The sequence below is a fragment of the Brevundimonas sp. GN22 genome, assembly GCF_054824005.1.
On the sequence record NZ_JSYD01000024.1, the window covers coordinates 12313 to 28948 of the forward strand.

Consider the following 16636-nt stretch of genomic DNA (forward strand, 5'->3'; position numbering starts at 1 on the left):
TAAACGCGAGTGCGCTGGAGTGAGATCGTAATGCTGACCCGTATCGTTCAGGCGGCCAAGGGCGCGATGCTGACCGACGCGTTCGGCGCTGTTGGCCTTTCGCTGAAGTACATGCTGAAGCCCAAGGCGACGGTGAACTATCCGTTCGAGCGCAACCCGCAATCGCCGCGTTTCCGTGGCGAGCACGCTCTGCGTCGCTATCCGAACGGCGAAGAGCGCTGCATTGCGTGCAAGCTCTGCGAAGCCATCTGTCCTGCCCAAGCCATCACCATCGAGGCTGAGCCTCGTGCCGATGGCTCGCGTCGTACCACCCGTTATGACATCGACATGGTGAAATGCATCTACTGCGGTCTGTGCCAAGAGGCCTGCCCGGTGGACGCCATCGTCGAAGGTCCGAACTCCGAGTTCGCAACCGAAACACGCGAAGAACTGCTCTACGACAAGGAACGCCTGCTCGATAACGGCGACCGTTGGGAACGTTTGATCGCGAAGAATCTGGAACTCGACGCGCCCTACCGCTAAAGGTCGCGTCGAATCCGCCGTACTGACCCCGTCCGTAGGGCGGGGCCGCAATTCTGGAATGGTTCCGGCTTCGTCTGAACCATGGTTTTGAAGGGGGCATCGTCCCGCACATGCTGCAAGGCCTGGCCTTCTATCTTCTGGCAACGATTGCCGTGGTTTCCAGCCTCCTGGTTGTGACCGCGCGTAACCCTGTCCACTCCGTCCTCTGGCTGATCCTGACGTTCTTCTCGGCAGCCGGTCTGTTTGTTCTGCTCGGTGCCGAGTTCCTCGCCATGCTGTTGGTGGTGGTATATGTCGGCGCAGTCGCGGTTCTGTTCCTGTTCGTCGTCATGATGCTTGATGTCGACTTTGTCCGTCTGCGCGAAGGCTATGCGCGCTACCTGCCGCTAGCGGGTATCGTGGCCGCCATTCTGCTGGCCGAGATGGTCATGGTGTCGCTCAGCGTTGTGCAAGGCGGCGCTGCCAAGGACGCAGTCGCTCCGGTCCTGATGGCCGAGGGCGTGACGAACACCGAAACCATCGGTCGAGTCCTGTATACGGACTACGTCTACCTGTTCCAGGCTGCGGGCATTGTTCTGCTGATCGCGATGATTGGTGCAATCGTTCTGACCCTGCGCAAGCGCGATGGCGTTCGCCGTCAGGATCTGGCTGCTCAAGCCAACCGTCGCCGTGTGGATGCTGTTGAAATCAAGTCGGCCGCTACTGGCGTCGGCGTGAAACCCGAGGAGCTCCTGTGATGGACATTTCGCTCCAGCACTACCTCGCGGTCGCCGCGATGCTGTTCACCATCGGTGTGTTCGGCATCTTCGTGAACCGCAAGAACATCATCGTTATCCTGATGTCGATCGAGATGATCCTTCTGGCGGTGAACATCAACTTTGTCGCGTTCTCGCGCTACCTCGGCAACGTCGAGGGTCAGTTGATGGCGATGTTCGTTCTGACCGTAGCCGCAGCCGAGGCCGCCGTTGGCCTGGCTATTCTCGTGACCTTCTTCCGTAACCGTGGCGACATCGCTGTGGACGACGCCTCTGTGATGAAGGGCTGATTGGGACCGTGTCTATCCAAACTCTCGTCATTTTAGGCGTCTTCGCCCCGCTGCTGGGCGCGATGATTGCTGGCTTCTTCGGACGCCGGATCGGTGACATTGCCTCGCAGGCAGTGACCACCGGCCTGCTGTTCGTGTCGTGCCTGATTTCGTGGATCGTCTTCAGCAAGTGGACGTGGGGTGGCCTCGAGGCCTTCACCGTCAAACTGCTGCCGTTCATCCACGTTGGTGACTTCCAGTCGAACTGGGCGATCCGCATCGACGCCATGTCGGCGACCATGCTGATCGTGGTGACCAGCGTCTCGGCGCTGGTTCACACCTACAGCTGGGGCTACATGAAAGAGGACGACAGCCGTCCTCGCTTCTTCGCCTATCTGTCGCTGTTCACCTTCATGATGCTGGCGCTGGTGACGGCTGCCGACTTCCTGCAGATGTTCTTCGGCTGGGAAGGCGTGGGCCTCGCTTCGTACCTGCTTATCGGCTTCTGGTATAAGAAGCCGTCGGCTACGGCTGCATCGATCAAGGCGTTCGTCGTCAACCGCGTGGGTGACTTCGGTTTCCTGCTCGGCATGATGACCGTCTTCTGGATGTTCGGCACGATCGAGTTCGCCAAGCTCTTCCCGCTGATCGCTGCCAAGGCTGGCACCGGCTGGGAATTCCTCGGCTACACTTGGTCGGCTCTGGATCTGGCTGGTCTGCTGCTGTTCATCGGTGCGATGGGTAAGTCGGCCCAGTTCTTCCTGCACACCTGGCTGCCGGACGCGATGGAAGGCCCGACTCCTGTGTCGGCTCTGATCCACGCCGCAACCATGGTGACCGCAGGCGTCTATATGGTCTGCCTGCTGTCGCCGCTGTACGAACACGCGCCAATCGCGACCCAGTTCATCACCGTCATCGGTGGCATCACGGCTATCTTCGCCGCGACCGTCGGCATGATGCAAAACGACATCAAGCGCGTGATCGCGTACTCGACCTGCTCGCAGCTCGGCTACATGTTCTTCGCTGCTGGCGTAGGTGCGTATCAGTCGGCCATGTTCCACCTGTTCACGCACGCCTTCTTCAAGGCTCTGCTGTTCCTCGGCGCAGGTTCCGTGATCCACGGCATGCACCACGAGCAGGACATGCGTAAGATGGGCGGTCTGTGGAAGCTGCTGCCGCTCACCTATGCAACCATGATGATCGGCACCATTGCCATCACCGGTCTGGGCATTCCGGGCATCGGCGGCTTTGCAGGCTTCTACTCGAAGGACTCGATCCTCGAGAGCGCCTACGCTTCGGCCACCTCGGGTCATGCTGTCTTCGGCATGTTCGCCTTCACCATCGGTATTCTGGCAGCACTGCTGACGGCTTACTATTCGTGGCGCCTGGTCTTCATGACCTTCCACAATAAGGCTCAATGGAAGGAAGAGGAGGGCGCTGCCCACCACGACGACCATCAGGCCGTTGTGGCTCATGACGATCACGCCGACGCGCACGCTGCTCATGACGACCACGCGCACGACGACCACCACCACGGCCCGCTGCAACCGCACGAAAGCCCGTGGATCATGGTGTTGCCGCTGCTGGTTCTGTCGGTCGGTGCTGTGTTCGCCGGTATGGTCTTTGCACCGCACTTCATCGGTCATCACGAGGGCGAGTTCTGGCGTGGTGCTATCCAAACGCTCGAGTCGAACCACGTGCTGCACGACAGCCACAGCGTTCCGACCTGGGTGAAGTGGGCTCCGCTGATCGTCACCCTGCTGGGTACCTTCATCGCTTTCGTACTGTACGTACTGAAGGAAGGCACCGCCAAGCAGATGGCCGAGAAGAAGGGTGCGCTGTACACCTTCCTCTACAACAAGTGGTACTGGGACGAGCTTTACAACGTCACCTTCGTGAAGGGCACCAAGGCTCTTGGCGACTTCTTCTGGAAGGTCGGCGACGTGAAGATCATCGATGGTCTGGGTCCGAACGGCGCTGCTTGGGCATCGCTTAAGTCGGGCGGCTGGCTGTCGCGCTTCCAGTCCGGTTTCGTTTATTTCTACGCATTCGTGATGCTGATCGGCGTTGCGGCCTTCCTGGCCTTCGCGATCTTCACGTGGGGAGCTTAATCTCGTGCCTCACATTCTGAGCATCGTTACCTTCCTTCCGCTTCTCGGGGCCGCGGCGATCATCGTCGCGAGCCTCCTGAACAAGGGTGGCAAGGAAGCTGCGGCCCCGGCCGCACGCTGGATCGCACTGGGCACGTCGCTGGTGGGTCTGGCTCTGTCGATCCTGCTGGTGGCCCAGTTCGACCCGTCGAACACCGCCTATCAGTTCGTGGAATATGCGCCGTGGTTCGCCGGTGCGGCTTACCACCTCGGCGTTGACGGGATTTCGATCCTGTTCGTGCTGCTGACCGCCCTCCTTGTCCCGCTGTGCGTCATCGCCAGCTGGAAGGCGATCGAACACCGCGTCGTCGAATACATGGTCTGCTTCATGCTGCTGGCGACCATGGCGATCGGCGTGTTCACCTCGCTGGACATGTTCCTGTTCTATTTCTTCTTTGAAGGCACTCTGGTTCCGATGTTCCTTGTTATCGGTATCTGGGGTGGTGCGAACCGGATCTACGCCTCGTACAAATTCTTCCTCTACACCCTGCTGGGTTCGGTGCTGATGCTGCTGGCCATGCTGTGGATGCGCCACGAGACGGGCACGTCCAGCATTCCGGAGCTGAAGCAGTACGCCTTTGATCCGGCTGTCCAGCCGCTGCTGTGGCTGGCCTTCTTCGCATCCTTCGCCGTGAAGATGCCGATGTGGCCGGTCCACACCTGGCTGCCGGACGCCCACGTTCAGGCTCCGACCGCCGGTTCGGTCATGCTTGCCGGTATCATGCTGAAACTGGGTGGCTACGGCTTCATCCTGTTCAACCTGCCGATGTTCCCGCAGGCCTCGGAAATGTTCACCCCGCTGGTGTTCGCTCTGTCGGTTATCGCCGTGGTTTACACGTCGCTGGTCGCCTTCCGTCAGACCGACATCAAGAAGCTGATCGCCTACTCGTCGGTGGCACACATGGGCTTCGTGACCATGGGTATCTTCGCCGGTAACGACGCAGGTGTTCAGGGTGCTGTGTTCCAGATGCTGAGCCACGGTCTGATCTCGGGCGCACTGTTCCTGTGCGTTGGCGTGATCTACGACCGCATGCACACTCGCGAAATCGCCTTCTACGGCGGTCTAACGGCTCGCATGCCTTGGTACGCAGCCATCTTCCTCTTCTTCACCATGGCGAACGTGGGCCTTCCGGGCACCTCGGGCTTCATCGGCGAAGTGCTGACGATGACCGGTGCCTATCAGGTCTCGACCTGGACGGCTCTGATCGCTGCCTCGGGTGTGATCTTCTCGGCTGTTTACGCCCTGACGCTGTTCCGCAACGTCATGTACGGCCCGATCACCAATCCGAAGCTGGAAAACATCACCGACATCGACAAGCGCGAACTGCTTATCTTCGTGCCGCTGATCATCGGTACCGTGGCTCTGGGTCTGTACCCGAACGCCATCCTCGACATCACGGGGCCTTCGGTTGAAGCCCTGACCACCGCCTATCGCGCAGCAATCGGCGGGTGAGAGCACAATGACTGATCTGTCCTCCGCACTCCAAATCGCCGCCCCCGAGGTTACCCTCGCGGTCGGCGGCCTGGTCCTTCTCATGATCGGTGCTTTCACCGGCGAGAAGTCCACGCGTCTGGTATCGGGCCTGTCGGTCCTGCTGCTGCTGGCGGCGACGGCTCTGACCGTCACCGGCCCGCTGGGGCAGGCGTTCGGCGGTACCTACATCGCTGACCCGCTGGCTGTTTACGGCAAGGCCGTGATCTTCTTGTCGGCTGCTCTGGCCATCGTGCTGGGCGACGTCTGGATGCATCGCAACAACATGGCGAAGTTCGAATACCCTGTCCTGATCACGCTGTCGTCGATCGGTCTGGGCATGATGGCTTCGTCGGGTGACCTGATCTCGATGTACATGGGCATCGAGATGAGCTCGTTGGCTCTGTATGTTCTCGCGGCCTACCGTCGCGACAGCCTGCATGCCTCGGAAGCTGGCCTGAAGTACTTCGTACTGGGCGCGCTTTCGTCGGGTATCCTGCTGTACGGTGCCTCGCTGATCTACGGCTTCGCCGGCTCGATGAAGTTCGACGAAATCGCTGCCTTTGCCTCGAACAACCCGGGTCCGGGTCTGATCTTTGGCATGGTCTTCCTGATCGCTGGTCTGGCGTTCAAGGTTTCGGCTGCTCCGTTCCACATGTGGACGCCTGACGTTTATCAGGGCGCTCCGACCCCGGTTGTGGCTCTGTTCGCCACGGCGCCTAAGGTCGCAGCGATGATCCTGATCGCCCGTGTTCTGATCGACGGCTTCAACCTCGCGCACTTCCAGTGGGCACAGGTTGTGATCCTGATCTCGCTGGTGTCGTTTGCTGTCGGCGCCTTCGGTGGCCTGCTGCAAAAAGACATCCAGCGCCTGCTGGCTTACTCGTCGATCATCAACATCGGCTACGCGCTGCTAGGTATCGCTGCCGGTACCGAGATGGGCGTTCAGGCCATGCTGATGTTCATGACCCTGTATGTCATCGACCAGTTCGGCTTCTTCGCCATCCTGCTGTCGCTCAGCCGCAATGGCCGTCCGATCCGCAACATCTCGGATCTGGCTGGTCTGAAGCAAGAACGTCCGCTGACCGCGATTGCCCTGACTGTACTGGCTCTGTCGGCTGTCGGTATTCCGCCGCTGTCGGGCTTCTGGGGCAAGTTCTACGTCTTCGGTGCCGCTGCTGATGCGGGCTACTGGATGGCGGGTGCTGCTGGTCTGGTCGCCTCGGTTGTGGCTGCCTTCTACTACCTGCGTATCATCAAGGTCATGTGGTTCGACGCTGCTGAAACCGAAGTGAAGACGGACAAGGCTCCGGCTGTCCCGCAATGGATTGGCTGGGCTGCGGCTGCCTTTGCCTTCCCGGTTCTGCTGGTCGCACTGACCTGGCTTGAGCCGCTCACCAAGGCTGCGGCCGCTGGCGTGGGCGTAGGTTAAGGAGCCTTGGCAGCTCCGGTCCTGATCCTACAGGAGACCGACTCGACCAATGCCGAAGCGCGAAACCGCGCAGAGGCGGGCGAGTTCGGTCCCCTGTGGATCGCGGCCAAACGCCAAACCGCCGGTCGCGGTCGCAGGGGCCGCGGGTGGGATACCGATACGGGCAATCTGGCCCAGACCCTGCTGCTCACCCTCGAAAAGACACCGATAGAGGCCTCGCAGTTGACGTTTGTCTCTGCGCTAGCGGTCTATGATCTGGTCGCGCGCTATGTACCGCCCAGTCTGGTGACGATCAAATGGCCTAACGATGTACTGCTGGATGGTCGCAAGGTTTCCGGCATCCTGCTTGAAAGCGGGCCGCTGGGGGCGGGGCATATCTGGTTGGCCATCGGCATTGGCGTGAACCTGCTGACAGCACCGACGGGCCTTGAACGTCCCGCGACGGCTATCGCCGATCATCTAACCGCCGACCGTGTCTCGCCGCCTTCGTTCGAAGATGGAGCGAACGCGTTGGCTGAAACCTTCCAACATTGGCTGGACATCTGGCAGCAACAGGGTTTCGAGCCTGTTCGTCAGGCGTGGGTGGATCGCACTCCGGGGTTGTACGGCCCTTGTATCGCCCGATTAAGCAACGAAACGCTGGAAGGCACAGCCGACGGGATCGAATCCGACGGTTCGCTGCGTTTAAGGTTGGCGGACGGCACCGTGCGGGTGGTATCCGCAGGCGACGTGTTTTTCGGAGTGAACGCCTAATGCTGCTGGCAATCGAACAGGGCAATACCAACACCCTATTTGCAGTTCACGACGGTGAAAGCTGGATCGCCCAGTGGCGCACCGCGACCGAAGCCACGCGCACCGCCGACGAATACGCGGTCTGGCTGCACCAGTTGTTCGTGCTGATGGCGGCCAAGACCGGCCGCAGCATCGGCATGACCGACATGGACGGCTGTATTATCTCGTCCGTGGTGCCGCAATCGATCTTCAACCTGCGCAACCTGTCGCGCCGCTATCTGGAGGTGGAACCTCTAGTGATCGGCGAGAATGCCGAGCTGGGCATTGAAGTTCGCATCCCCAAGCCGAGCGAGGCGGGCGCGGACCGTCTGGTGAACGCCATTGGCGCCCTGACGACCTATTCCGGCGACCTGCTGTTGATCGACAGCGGTACAGCCACCACATTCGACATCGTATCGGCTGGTGACGCCCCGGGCACGGGTGCCTTTGAGGGCGGCGTCATCGCGCCGGGTATCAATCTTTCCGTGCAGGCTCTGCACGAAGCGGCAGCGAAACTGCCGCGCATCGCTATTCAACGCCCGTCCGTCGTGATCGGGCGCGACACCGTCACCTCGATGCAGTCGGGGGTTTTCTGGGGCTATGTCGGCCTCATCGACGGGCTCGTCGCGCGCATCAAAGATGAGTGGGGACGTCCGATGACCGTGGTGGGAACCGGCGGCGTCGCGTCTCTGTTCGAAGGGGCGAGCAACAGTATTGACCGGTTTGATCCGGACCTGACCATCCGCGGCCTTTTGGAAATCTGGCGGCGGAATAACCTCCGATAAGGACTGTATGACTCAAGTATCCCAGAACGAACTCGTTTACCTGCCGCTGGGCGGTTCGAACGAGGTCGGCATGAATCTCAATGCTTACGGCTTTGGGCCGGAGCATGATCGCAAATGGATCATCGTCGACGTAGGCGTGACCTTTGGCGATCAGTCGACGCCGGGCGTCGACGTGATTGTGCCCGATCCGGCCTTCCTCGAAGGCGAGGAAATCCTCGGCATCGTGCTGACCCACGCCCACGAAGACCACATCGGTGCTCTGGGCTGGATTTTGCCGCGCATCAGCGCGCCGATTTATGCCACGCCGTTCACGGCCTTCCTCGTTCGCGAAAAGCTGCGCGAACGTAACGTTTTGGACGATGCCGAGCTGAACATCGTCGAACTGGGCGGCAAGGTCGACCTCGGCCCGTTCGAAGTTACGTTCGTCAACATGACGCACTCGATTGCCGAACCGACCGGTCTGGCCATCAAGACGCCGCTGGGCACCGTCTTGCACACGGGCGACTGGAAGATCGACGACACGCCTGTCGTCGGCACCCCGACCGACGAAAACTTCATCCGCAGCCTCGGAGACGAAGGCGTGCTGGCCATGGTCTGCGATTCCACCAACGTATTCGTTGATGGCGTTGCGGGTTCCGAAGGCGATGTGCGTATCAAGCTTGCTGAACTGATCCAGCCGCTGAAGGGCCGCGTTGCTGTGGGCTGCTTCGCCTCGAACGTCGCCCGTATGGACAGCGTGATCCACGCTGCCGAACTGGCCGGTCGTCGCGTTGCGCTAGCGGGTCGTTCGATGCACCGCATCACGGCTGCCGCCAAGTCGGTCGGTATGCTTGCCGACGTTCAGTTCCTGTCGGAAGAAGAGGCCAAGGTCTGGCCCGCCGACAAGATCCTGTACCTGTGCACCGGCAGCCAGGGCGAGGACCGCGCTGCACTGTCGCGCATCGCCGATGGTACGCACCCGTTCGTGCGTCTGGGTGCTGGCGACCACTGCATCTTCTCGTCGCGCGTCATTCCGGGCAACGAGCTGGGCATCGCCCGTCTGCAGGACAAGCTGGCCGAGAAGGGCGTGCGTATCTACACCGAGAAGGACAGCCGCGGCATCCACGTCTCGGGCCACCCGTGCCGTGACGAACTGCGCCAGATGTATGAGTGGGCCAAGCCGAAGATTTCGGTCCCGACCCACGGCCAACGTCGCCACCTGATCGAGCATGCCAACCTTGCCCGCGATCTGGGTGTGTCCCAGACCGCAACGCCCAAGAACGGTGAAATCGTTCGTCTGGCACCGGGCATGGTCGAAGTTATCGACGAGGTTCCGGCTGGCCGTCTGTTCGTTGATGGCGGCATGCTGGTCGAAGAACACGGCGAAGCCCTGCGCGAGCGCAAGCACGCCGCCAGCAACGGTATGCTGGTGGTGTCCTTCGCCCTCGACAAGCGCGGCAAGATCGTCAGTGATATCGACATCCGCTCGATCGGCCTTCCGGGCGACGAGAAGAACAAGCTCGAAGAAGTCCTCGATGATCTGGCCGAGCGCGTCGAAGATACGGTCAACGGCCTGAAGGGTGCAGCCCTTGAGGACGAGATCGTGATCGAACAGGCTGTGGCTCGGACGCTGAAAAAGGCCAGCCAGCGCGTCTGGGGCCGTCGTCCAATCGTTGAAACGGTTGTTCTGAGGCTCTGATGACCGACAGGCTGTACCTGCTCAATCCGGATTGGCACGACGATCAGGGCGGCCCATGGTTCTGCCCGCCGGGCGCGATGATCGAAGGCGTTCTCGGCCTCTATCCGCGCCTGCGCGAGCAGATGACCATCACCTATGTCGACCACCCGCGCCCGCGCGCGCTCGTGGTGGCCGAAGTAGGGGAGGCCGACCAATCCTGCCCTATGTTGATCCTCGACGGCGAGTTTGACTGGCCGGATGCTCTCGTCAGCGCCGAAACAGGGGCGCGATATCTCAAGGACGGCGACATTCTGCCGTATTGGGCGGCCCGCTACGGTATTGGCCGCCCGCACCCCTAAAGGGATTGGACCGGATCAGCCCGCTGTCACCTTGTGATAGTTGGGCTTGTCCAGTTCGCCGATCTCCACGCTGATCTGGCGCGGACCATCATATTGGGTCAAAGCCGCAACCATGGCCTGTTGCACTGCCTGACCCAGAGCGGTCTTCTGCTCCTGCGTGCGTCCCGTGAGGATGCGCAGATCACAGTGCACCATGGCCTGAGCAGGCGATCCGTCCGCAATCACCAGATCCTCTGCCCGTACAATCCGGGTCTTGCATGACTCCAGCGTCGCACCGGTATGCACTTCGCACAGATGGTGGATGTCCAGCGCCAGTGCGCGGAAGTCGGCGTTGTCGAAATGGGTGGAGTGTTCGAGCGTAATCTGTGGCATGACGGGTCCTGAGATTGGGTGACTGTCATCTACGCCGTGCGTGGGCTGGCGTCACCCTTACGTGCTTGTCTTTGGGGATGTGTCTATGCCGCTGGGTCCTTTCACCCTTGTCGCTATCTATCTGACGTCGTGGTGGATCGTACTGTTTATGATCCTGCCACTGGGTATGAGCGGTCAGGTGGACGCGCCCCCGACGGACGGCTCACAGTGGGGGGCACCGAAGAACCCCAATCTGAAGAAGAAATTCATCACCACGACCTGGGTTTCGGCCATCGTCTGGGTCGTCATCGTGGGTGTGATCTGGTCGGGTATCATCCCCGTGCCCGAGATCGATCCGTCGCGTCTGCCGGCGCTTTAAAGCGCGTCTCAAACCCATTTTTCCGGCGGCGTGCGTTGCCATGCCAAAGCCCTAGGGGCTAATCACTCCGGACAAGATTCAGGAAAGCCTACCCCATGCGTCTGTCGCGCTATTTTCTGCCGACCCTCAAGGAAGCCCCTTCGGATGCCCAGATCGTCTCGCACCAGCTGATGCTGCGTGCAGGCATGATCAAGCAGGAAGCCGCGGGCATCTATGCCTGGCTGCCGCTGGGCCTGCGCGTTCTGCGCAAGATCGAAAACATCGTCCGTGAAGAGCAGACCAAGGCCGGTGCGGTCGAACTGCTGATGCCGACGTTGCAACTGGCAGACCTGTGGCGCGAGTCGGGCCGCTATGACGCCTATGGTCCGGAAATGCTGCGCATTACCGACCGTCACGAGCGCGAGCTGCTGTACGGACCGACCAATGAGGAAATGGTCACCGACATCTTCCGTGGCTATGTGAAGTCCTACAAGTCGCTGCCGCTGAACCTCTTCCACATCCAGTGGAAGTTCCGCGACGAGCGCCGTCCGCGCTTCGGAGTGATGCGTGGCCGTGAGTTCCTGATGAAGGACGCTTACTCTTTCGACATCGACGAGGCGTCGGCCCGTATCGCCTACAAGCGTATGTTCGCCGCCTACCTGAACACCTTCTCGCGTCTGGGCCTCAAGGCCGTGCCGATGCGCGCCGACACCGGCCCGATCGGTGGCGACCTTTCGCACGAGTTCATCGTTCTGGCCGACACTGGCGAGAGCGAAGTCTTCTGCGACCGTAAGCTGGTGGAAATGGCCCCTCCGGGTCACGACCTGAGCATCGAGCAACTGGAAGCCGTGTTTGACGAGCGCACCGCGCTATACGCCGCCACCGAAGAAATGCACGACGCGGACCGCTTCGCTGCTGAAACGGCAGAGGGCGACCGCCTGTCGGCCCGCGGTATCGAAGTCGGCCACATCTTCTACTTCGGCACCAAATACTCGGCCCCGATGAAGGCCAAAGTCGCTGGTCCGGACGGCAAGGACACCGAAGTCCACATGGGCTCGTACGGCGTCGGCGTCTCGCGTCTGCTGGGTGCGATCATCGAAGCCAGCCACGACGACGCGGGGATCATCTGGCCGGATTCGGTCGCGCCCTTCGACGTGGCCGTCATTTCGATGCGCGCTTCGGACGAAGCCGTCTCGGCGGCTTGTGAAGATGCGGTGAAGCGTCTGGAAGCCGCTGGCGTCGACGTTCTGTACGACGACACCGACGAGCGCCCGGGCGGCAAATTCGCCACTGCCGATCTTATTGGCATTCCGTGGCAACTGGTTATCGGTCCTAAGGGTTTGGCTGACGGCGTGGTTGAACTGAAACGACGCGCGACGGGTGAAAAGCAAACCCTGTCGCTGGATGCTGCTGTGGAGCTGCTTACGAAATGACCGAACACGCGACCGGATCCGTTCCGTCGCCGTCCCCCGCATCGCGCCCGTCGGGCCCGTTCTCCTCTTGGGAGATCGGGCTGGCGCTGCGTTACCTCCGCGCCAAGCGCAAGGAGGGCGGGGTGGCCCTGATCGCCATCATCAGCTTTGTCGGCATCATGCTGGCTGTGGCGGTGTTGATCAGCGTGATGAGTATTATGGCGGGCTTCCGCGGTACGCTCATGGACCGGATCTTGTCGTTCAACGGCCATATGTACGTTCAGGGGCCGGTGTTGTGGGCTGCGGACCGCGACGCCACCCTGAAGCGACTGACGGACTTGCCTGGTGTGGCGTCGGTCAGTCCCTATACCGAGAACGCGGCCATGTTCCGCGTGGCCGGTGCCGCAACAGGCGGCATTGTCCGCGGCGTGCGTCCGCAGGACCTGCAAGCTTCCAAATACATCTATGAATCGCTCGACGATGCGGCCAAGGCCAGCTTCGGCAAGGGCGAGTGGGGCGGCGATAACGTCCTGATCGGCAAAACGCTGGCCAATGAGATGGGTCTGCGTGTAGGCGATCCTATCAGCCTGTACTCTCCGACAGGTGCTGACAGCGCCTTCGGCAATCTGGGCGGTCTGGAAAAGACCTATATCGTCGGCGGTATCTATACCTCCGGTGCGTCGGACTATGATCGCGCCTACGTCTTCATGCCGCTGGAACAGGCTCAACTGTTTTTCGGCAAGGACGGCGTCTGGGACGTGATCGAGATGAAGGTCGACCAGCCTGACAAGGTCGAGACCATGATCGCGCCTGTGACACAGCTTGCTGGACCCGGTGCCGTTGTTACAGACTGGCGTAACCGTCAGGCCGCCATCTGGGGGGCCCTGAAGGTCGAGCGCGTGGCCATGAGCATCATTCTGGGCATGGTGGTCGCAATCGCCGCCATGAACATCATCAGCGGCATCGTCATGCTGGTGAAGAACAAGACCCGCGACATCGCCATCCTGCGCACTATCGGTGCCAGCCAGTCGGCGATCCTGCGGATCTTCTTCGTGTCGGGTGCAGCCATCGGCATTGGGGGTACTATTGCCGGTCTGACGCTGGGCCTGCTGTTCTGCCTGAACATCGGCTCGATCCAGCACTTCCTCGAAGCCCTGCTGGGCGTCCAGTTGTTCAATGCGGACGTCTATATGCTCGATTCCATTCCGGCGGACGTCGATCCGTGGGACGTGACGTGGGTCGCGGTCTTCTCCTTCTTCATGAGCTGCCTCGCCAGCTTGCCGCCGTCGTGGAACGCGTCGCGCATTGATCCGGTGGAGGCTCTACGCTTTGAATAAGTTGCTCAAGAGAAAGACCGCCACGGCTCCGGTCGAAGGCGCGCCGACGCTCTCGCTGCGCGGCGTGACCCGTACCTATAAGACGGGGCAGGGCGGTTTAACGGTGCTTAAGGGTGTCGATCTAGACATCATGCCGGGCGAGGTTGTTGGCCTTATCGGTCCATCGGGTTCGGGCAAGTCGTCGCTGCTGCATGCTGCGGGCCTTTTGGAGCGCCCGACCTCGGGTCAGGTGATGATTGACGGCGAAGACGTCGGCGCTCTGGACGAGCGTGCGCGCACGCGCATCCGTCTGGGCCGCATCGGCTTCGTCTATCAGTTCCACCATCTGCTGCCCGAGTTCGACGCACTCGACAACGTGGCCTTGCCGATGCGTATCGCTGGCGTGCGCGAGGCGGAGGCCCGCGCGCGTGCGACCGAAATGCTGGCGGCGCTGGGGCTAGGCGAGCGTGTGACGCACCAACCGGCCCAGTTGTCGGGTGGCGAGCAACAGCGTGTGGCCATTGCCCGCGCACTGGCTAACAGCCCGCGCTTGCTGCTGGCCGACGAGCCGACCGGCAACCTTGATCCGACGACCAGCCATACTGTGTTTGAAGCCTTGCGCCGTCTGGCCAAGGAGGAGGGTGTCGCGGCTCTGATCGCGACCCACAACATGGAACTGGCCGGACATATGGACCGCGTCTTCGCTCTGAAGGACGGCCATCTGGAAGAGCGCAAGGCCGAGAGCCAAACATGGTGAAATGGAGGGTATTTTAATACCAACCTTCGGGTATTTTAATACCAACTAATAAAAATCGTTCTACTTCAATGCTCTAGCGATTTTTCGGCCTGTGGATTGACGTTGACGTTCTCCGCAACCCGCATTATCAAGCCCACCAATGTCCTCCCCAAGCGGGACGGACTGTTTTTACGTCTTTAGGACCCTCATAATGCTGAAGAGCACTACGGCTGCACAAAAGCCGGCTGAGGTCGAAAAGAAGTGGATCCATATCGACGCTGAAGGCGTCGTGGTGGGCCGTCTTGCGACCTTCATCGCTAACCGCCTGCGCGGTAAGCACCTGCCGACCTACACCCCGCACGTTGACATGGGCGACTACGTCGTCGTCACCAACGTCGATAAGGTTGTATTCACCGGCAAGAAGAACACCGACAAGGTTTACTACCGCCACACCGGTCACCCGGGCGGTATCAAGGAAACCACCCCGGAGAAGGTCCTGAACGGCCGTTTCCCGGAGCGCGTTCTTGAGAAAGCCGTTGAGCGTATGCTGCCGAAAGAGTCGCCGCTGGCTCGCGCGCAGATGACTCACCTGCGTCTGTTCGCTGGTTCGGAACACGACCACGCCGCCCAACAGCCGACCACCATCGACTTCAAGTCGATGTCGGCCAAGAACACCCGGAGCGCATAAGCATGACTGACGCGATTCAAGAAACCGCTGAAGGCTTCGACGCTCTGAAGGGCCTCGGCACTGAAGCTGCTGCTGTTGTTGCTGAACCGAAGATCGACGCCCTGGGCCGCTCGTACTCGACCGGCAAGCGTAAGAACGCTATCGCCCGCGTCTGGGTGAAGCGCGGCACTGGCAAGATCACGGTCAACGGCAAAGAACTGAACGACTATTTCGCTCGTCCGGTTCTGCAAATGATGGTTGCTCAGCCGCTAAACGTTGCTGACCGCCTGACCCAATACGACGTCGTCTGCACCGTCACCGGTTCGGGTCTGTCGGGTCAAGCTGGCGCAATCCGTCACGGCCTGTCGCACGCTCTGACTCACTACGAACCGGAACTGCGCAAGGTTCTGAAGCCGCACGGCTTCCTGACCCGCGACAGCCGCGTCGTTGAACGTAAGAAGTACGGCCGCGCGAAAGCACGCCGCAGCTTCCAGTTCTCGAAGCGCTAATCGCTTTACCGCGATCGGTATTTGGAAAGGGCGTTCCGGAGAAATCCGGGGCGCTCTTTTCTTTTGGGCTTTCTGCGCATTGTTCGCGCGGGCCAAGCCTATTATGTCAGCGTCGCCGCACCGTTGCGGCTTAGGGATTAGAGTGAGTTGACCCACACCATCTACATCGACGGCGAGGCCGGTACGACCGGTCTGGAAATCCGCGAACGCCTTGAGGCGCGCACCGACCTGCAACTGATGTTGCTGGGCGACCGTCGCCGCGATGTGGAAGCCCGACGCGAGGCGCTGAACAGCGCCGATGCCGTTATCCTGTGCCTGCCGGATGATGCGGCGAAGGAAGCCGTGTCGATGATCGAGAACGATAAGGTTCGCGTAATCGACGCCTCGACGGCTTATCGCGTCGATCCGAACTGGGTTTACGGCTTTGCCGAAATGGACGCGGGCCAGCGCGAGGCCATCGCCAGCTCGACCCGCGTGTCGAACCCCGGCTGCTATCCGACCGGCTTCATCGCCCTGATGCGTCCGCTCGTCGCGGCAGGCATTGTGCCTGCGGACCATCCGGTCACCGTGAATGCCGTGTCCGGCTATTCGGGCGGTGGCAAGCAGATGATCGCCGAGTTTGAAGCTGCCAAAGAATCTGAGGGGGCCGCTTCGACCGCGTTCCGTGGGTATGGCCTGTCGCTGAAGCACAAGCACGTGCCGGAAATGACCAAGCACACGGGCCTGCAACAGCCTGTGCTGTTCTCGCCAGCCGTGGGCAACTATCGCCAAGGCATGCTGGTGGAAGTGCCGCTGCATCTGGTCAGCCTGTCGCAAGGCGCGTCGGTGGAAAGCATCCACGCGGCTCTGGCTGCGGCCTATGAAGGCCAGTGTTTCGTCGAGGTTGTCGATCTGGCAGCCTCGGAAGCCATGACCGGCATCGAGCCGGAAGCGCTGAATGGCACCAACACCGTGCGTCTGCATGTGTTCGGCGACCGCAACGGCGGCCAAGTCCGTCTGGTTGCGATGCTGGACAATCTGGGCAAGGGCGCATCGGGCGCTGCGGTCCAGAACCTCAACATTATGCTGGGTCTGGACGAAGCCACCGGCCTTCGCTGAACCCGACACAAGCTGTGA

The 16636-nt window shown here is 61.0% G+C and carries 18 protein-coding genes; 17 read left to right on the top strand and 1 reads right to left on the bottom strand.

Going from position 1 to position 16636, the window contains the following annotated elements; genetic code table 11:
* Positions 1 to 30 precede the first annotated feature (30 nt).
* From nuoI to OB03_RS04135, 10 genes are all read left to right on the top strand, one after another.
* A complete protein-coding gene (gene nuoI, locus OB03_RS04090; RefSeq protein WP_242913293.1) occupies positions 31 to 522 on the top strand; it encodes an NADH-quinone oxidoreductase subunit NuoI in 492 nt (163 codons plus the stop codon).
* 110 nt (positions 523 to 632) lie between these two features.
* A complete protein-coding gene (locus tag OB03_RS04095; RefSeq protein ID WP_242913294.1) occupies positions 633 to 1259 on the top strand; it encodes an NADH-quinone oxidoreductase subunit J in 627 nt (208 codons plus the stop codon).
* Complete coding sequence (gene nuoK, locus OB03_RS04100; protein WP_242913295.1) at positions 1259 to 1567, top strand: NADH-quinone oxidoreductase subunit NuoK; 309 nt, start codon at positions 1259 to 1261, stop codon at positions 1565 to 1567. Before OB03_RS04095 ends, nuoK begins: the two co-directional genes overlap by 1 nt.
* Positions 1568 to 1581: 14 nt before the next feature.
* On the top strand, positions 1582 to 3657 hold the full coding sequence (nuoL, locus tag OB03_RS04105; RefSeq protein WP_461343313.1) for an NADH-quinone oxidoreductase subunit L: 2076 nt from the start codon (positions 1582 to 1584) through the stop codon (positions 3655 to 3657).
* A 4-nt stretch (positions 3658 to 3661) separates the two neighbouring features.
* Complete coding sequence (locus tag OB03_RS04110) at positions 3662 to 5149, top strand: NADH-quinone oxidoreductase subunit M (RefSeq protein WP_242913296.1); 1488 nt, start codon at positions 3662 to 3664, stop codon at positions 5147 to 5149.
* Between the two features lie 7 nt (positions 5150 to 5156).
* Complete coding sequence (gene nuoN, locus OB03_RS04115) at positions 5157 to 6599, top strand: NADH-quinone oxidoreductase subunit NuoN (RefSeq protein ID WP_242913297.1); 1443 nt, start codon at positions 5157 to 5159, stop codon at positions 6597 to 6599.
* Positions 6600 to 6605: 6 nt separating this feature from the next.
* Positions 6606 to 7352 (top strand): biotin--[acetyl-CoA-carboxylase] ligase, encoded by a 747-nt coding sequence (locus OB03_RS04120; protein ID WP_461343307.1) that lies wholly within the window; start codon positions 6606 to 6608, stop codon positions 7350 to 7352.
* The gene (locus OB03_RS04125; RefSeq protein WP_461343308.1) at positions 7352 to 8155 is read left to right on the top strand and encodes a type III pantothenate kinase; all 804 of its coding nucleotides are present in this window, start codon (positions 7352 to 7354) and stop codon (positions 8153 to 8155) included. The genes OB03_RS04120 and OB03_RS04125 overlap by 1 nt, the downstream gene beginning before the upstream one ends.
* Before the next feature lie 7 nt (positions 8156 to 8162).
* Complete coding sequence (locus OB03_RS04130) at positions 8163 to 9833, top strand: ribonuclease J (RefSeq protein WP_461343309.1); 1671 nt, start codon at positions 8163 to 8165, stop codon at positions 9831 to 9833.
* Entirely contained in the window at positions 9833 to 10171 is a 339-nt protein-coding gene (locus OB03_RS04135) for a DUF3088 family protein (RefSeq protein ID WP_242913300.1), read from the top strand. Before OB03_RS04130 ends, OB03_RS04135 begins: the two co-directional genes overlap by 1 nt.
* A gap of 15 nt (positions 10172 to 10186) precedes the next feature.
* Here the strand turns inward: OB03_RS04135 and OB03_RS04140 are convergent, their stop codons facing one another.
* Positions 10187 to 10543, bottom strand: a complete 357-nt coding sequence (locus tag OB03_RS04140) for a 5-carboxymethyl-2-hydroxymuconate Delta-isomerase (RefSeq protein WP_461343310.1) — start codon at positions 10541 to 10543, stop codon at positions 10187 to 10189.
* Positions 10544 to 10628: 85 nt separating this feature from the next.
* On the opposite strand from OB03_RS04140, the gene OB03_RS04145 reads away from it, so the two are divergent.
* The 7 genes from OB03_RS04145 to argC all read left to right on the top strand — a co-directional run bounded on the left by OB03_RS04145 (position 10629) and on the right by argC (position 16618).
* Entirely contained in the window at positions 10629 to 10901 is a 273-nt protein-coding gene (locus OB03_RS04145; protein ID WP_242913302.1) for a DUF1467 family protein, read from the top strand.
* A 95-nt stretch (positions 10902 to 10996) separates the two neighbouring features.
* Entirely contained in the window at positions 10997 to 12313 is a 1317-nt protein-coding gene (gene proS / locus OB03_RS04150; RefSeq protein WP_242913303.1) for a proline--tRNA ligase, read from the top strand.
* Positions 12310 to 13629: a lipoprotein-releasing ABC transporter permease subunit gene (locus OB03_RS04155; RefSeq protein WP_242913304.1), complete on the top strand. Its 1320-nt coding sequence runs from the start codon at positions 12310 to 12312 to the stop codon at positions 13627 to 13629. Before proS ends, OB03_RS04155 begins: the two co-directional genes overlap by 4 nt.
* Positions 13622 to 14365, top strand: coding sequence for an ABC transporter ATP-binding protein (locus OB03_RS04160; protein WP_242913305.1), 744 nt, complete (start codon positions 13622 to 13624; stop codon positions 14363 to 14365). Before OB03_RS04155 ends, OB03_RS04160 begins: the two co-directional genes overlap by 8 nt.
* Positions 14366 to 14555: 190 nt before the next feature.
* Positions 14556 to 15032, top strand: coding sequence for a 50S ribosomal protein L13 (gene rplM, locus OB03_RS04165; RefSeq protein WP_242913306.1), 477 nt, complete (start codon positions 14556 to 14558; stop codon positions 15030 to 15032).
* A gap of 2 nt (positions 15033 to 15034) precedes the next feature.
* Positions 15035 to 15520 (top strand): 30S ribosomal protein S9, encoded by a 486-nt coding sequence (gene rpsI, locus OB03_RS04170; protein WP_242913307.1) that lies wholly within the window; start codon positions 15035 to 15037, stop codon positions 15518 to 15520.
* A 147-nt stretch (positions 15521 to 15667) separates the two neighbouring features.
* Complete coding sequence (gene argC / locus OB03_RS04175) at positions 15668 to 16618, top strand: N-acetyl-gamma-glutamyl-phosphate reductase (protein ID WP_461343311.1); 951 nt, start codon at positions 15668 to 15670, stop codon at positions 16616 to 16618.
* The last annotated feature ends 18 nt before the right edge of the window (positions 16619 to 16636 follow it).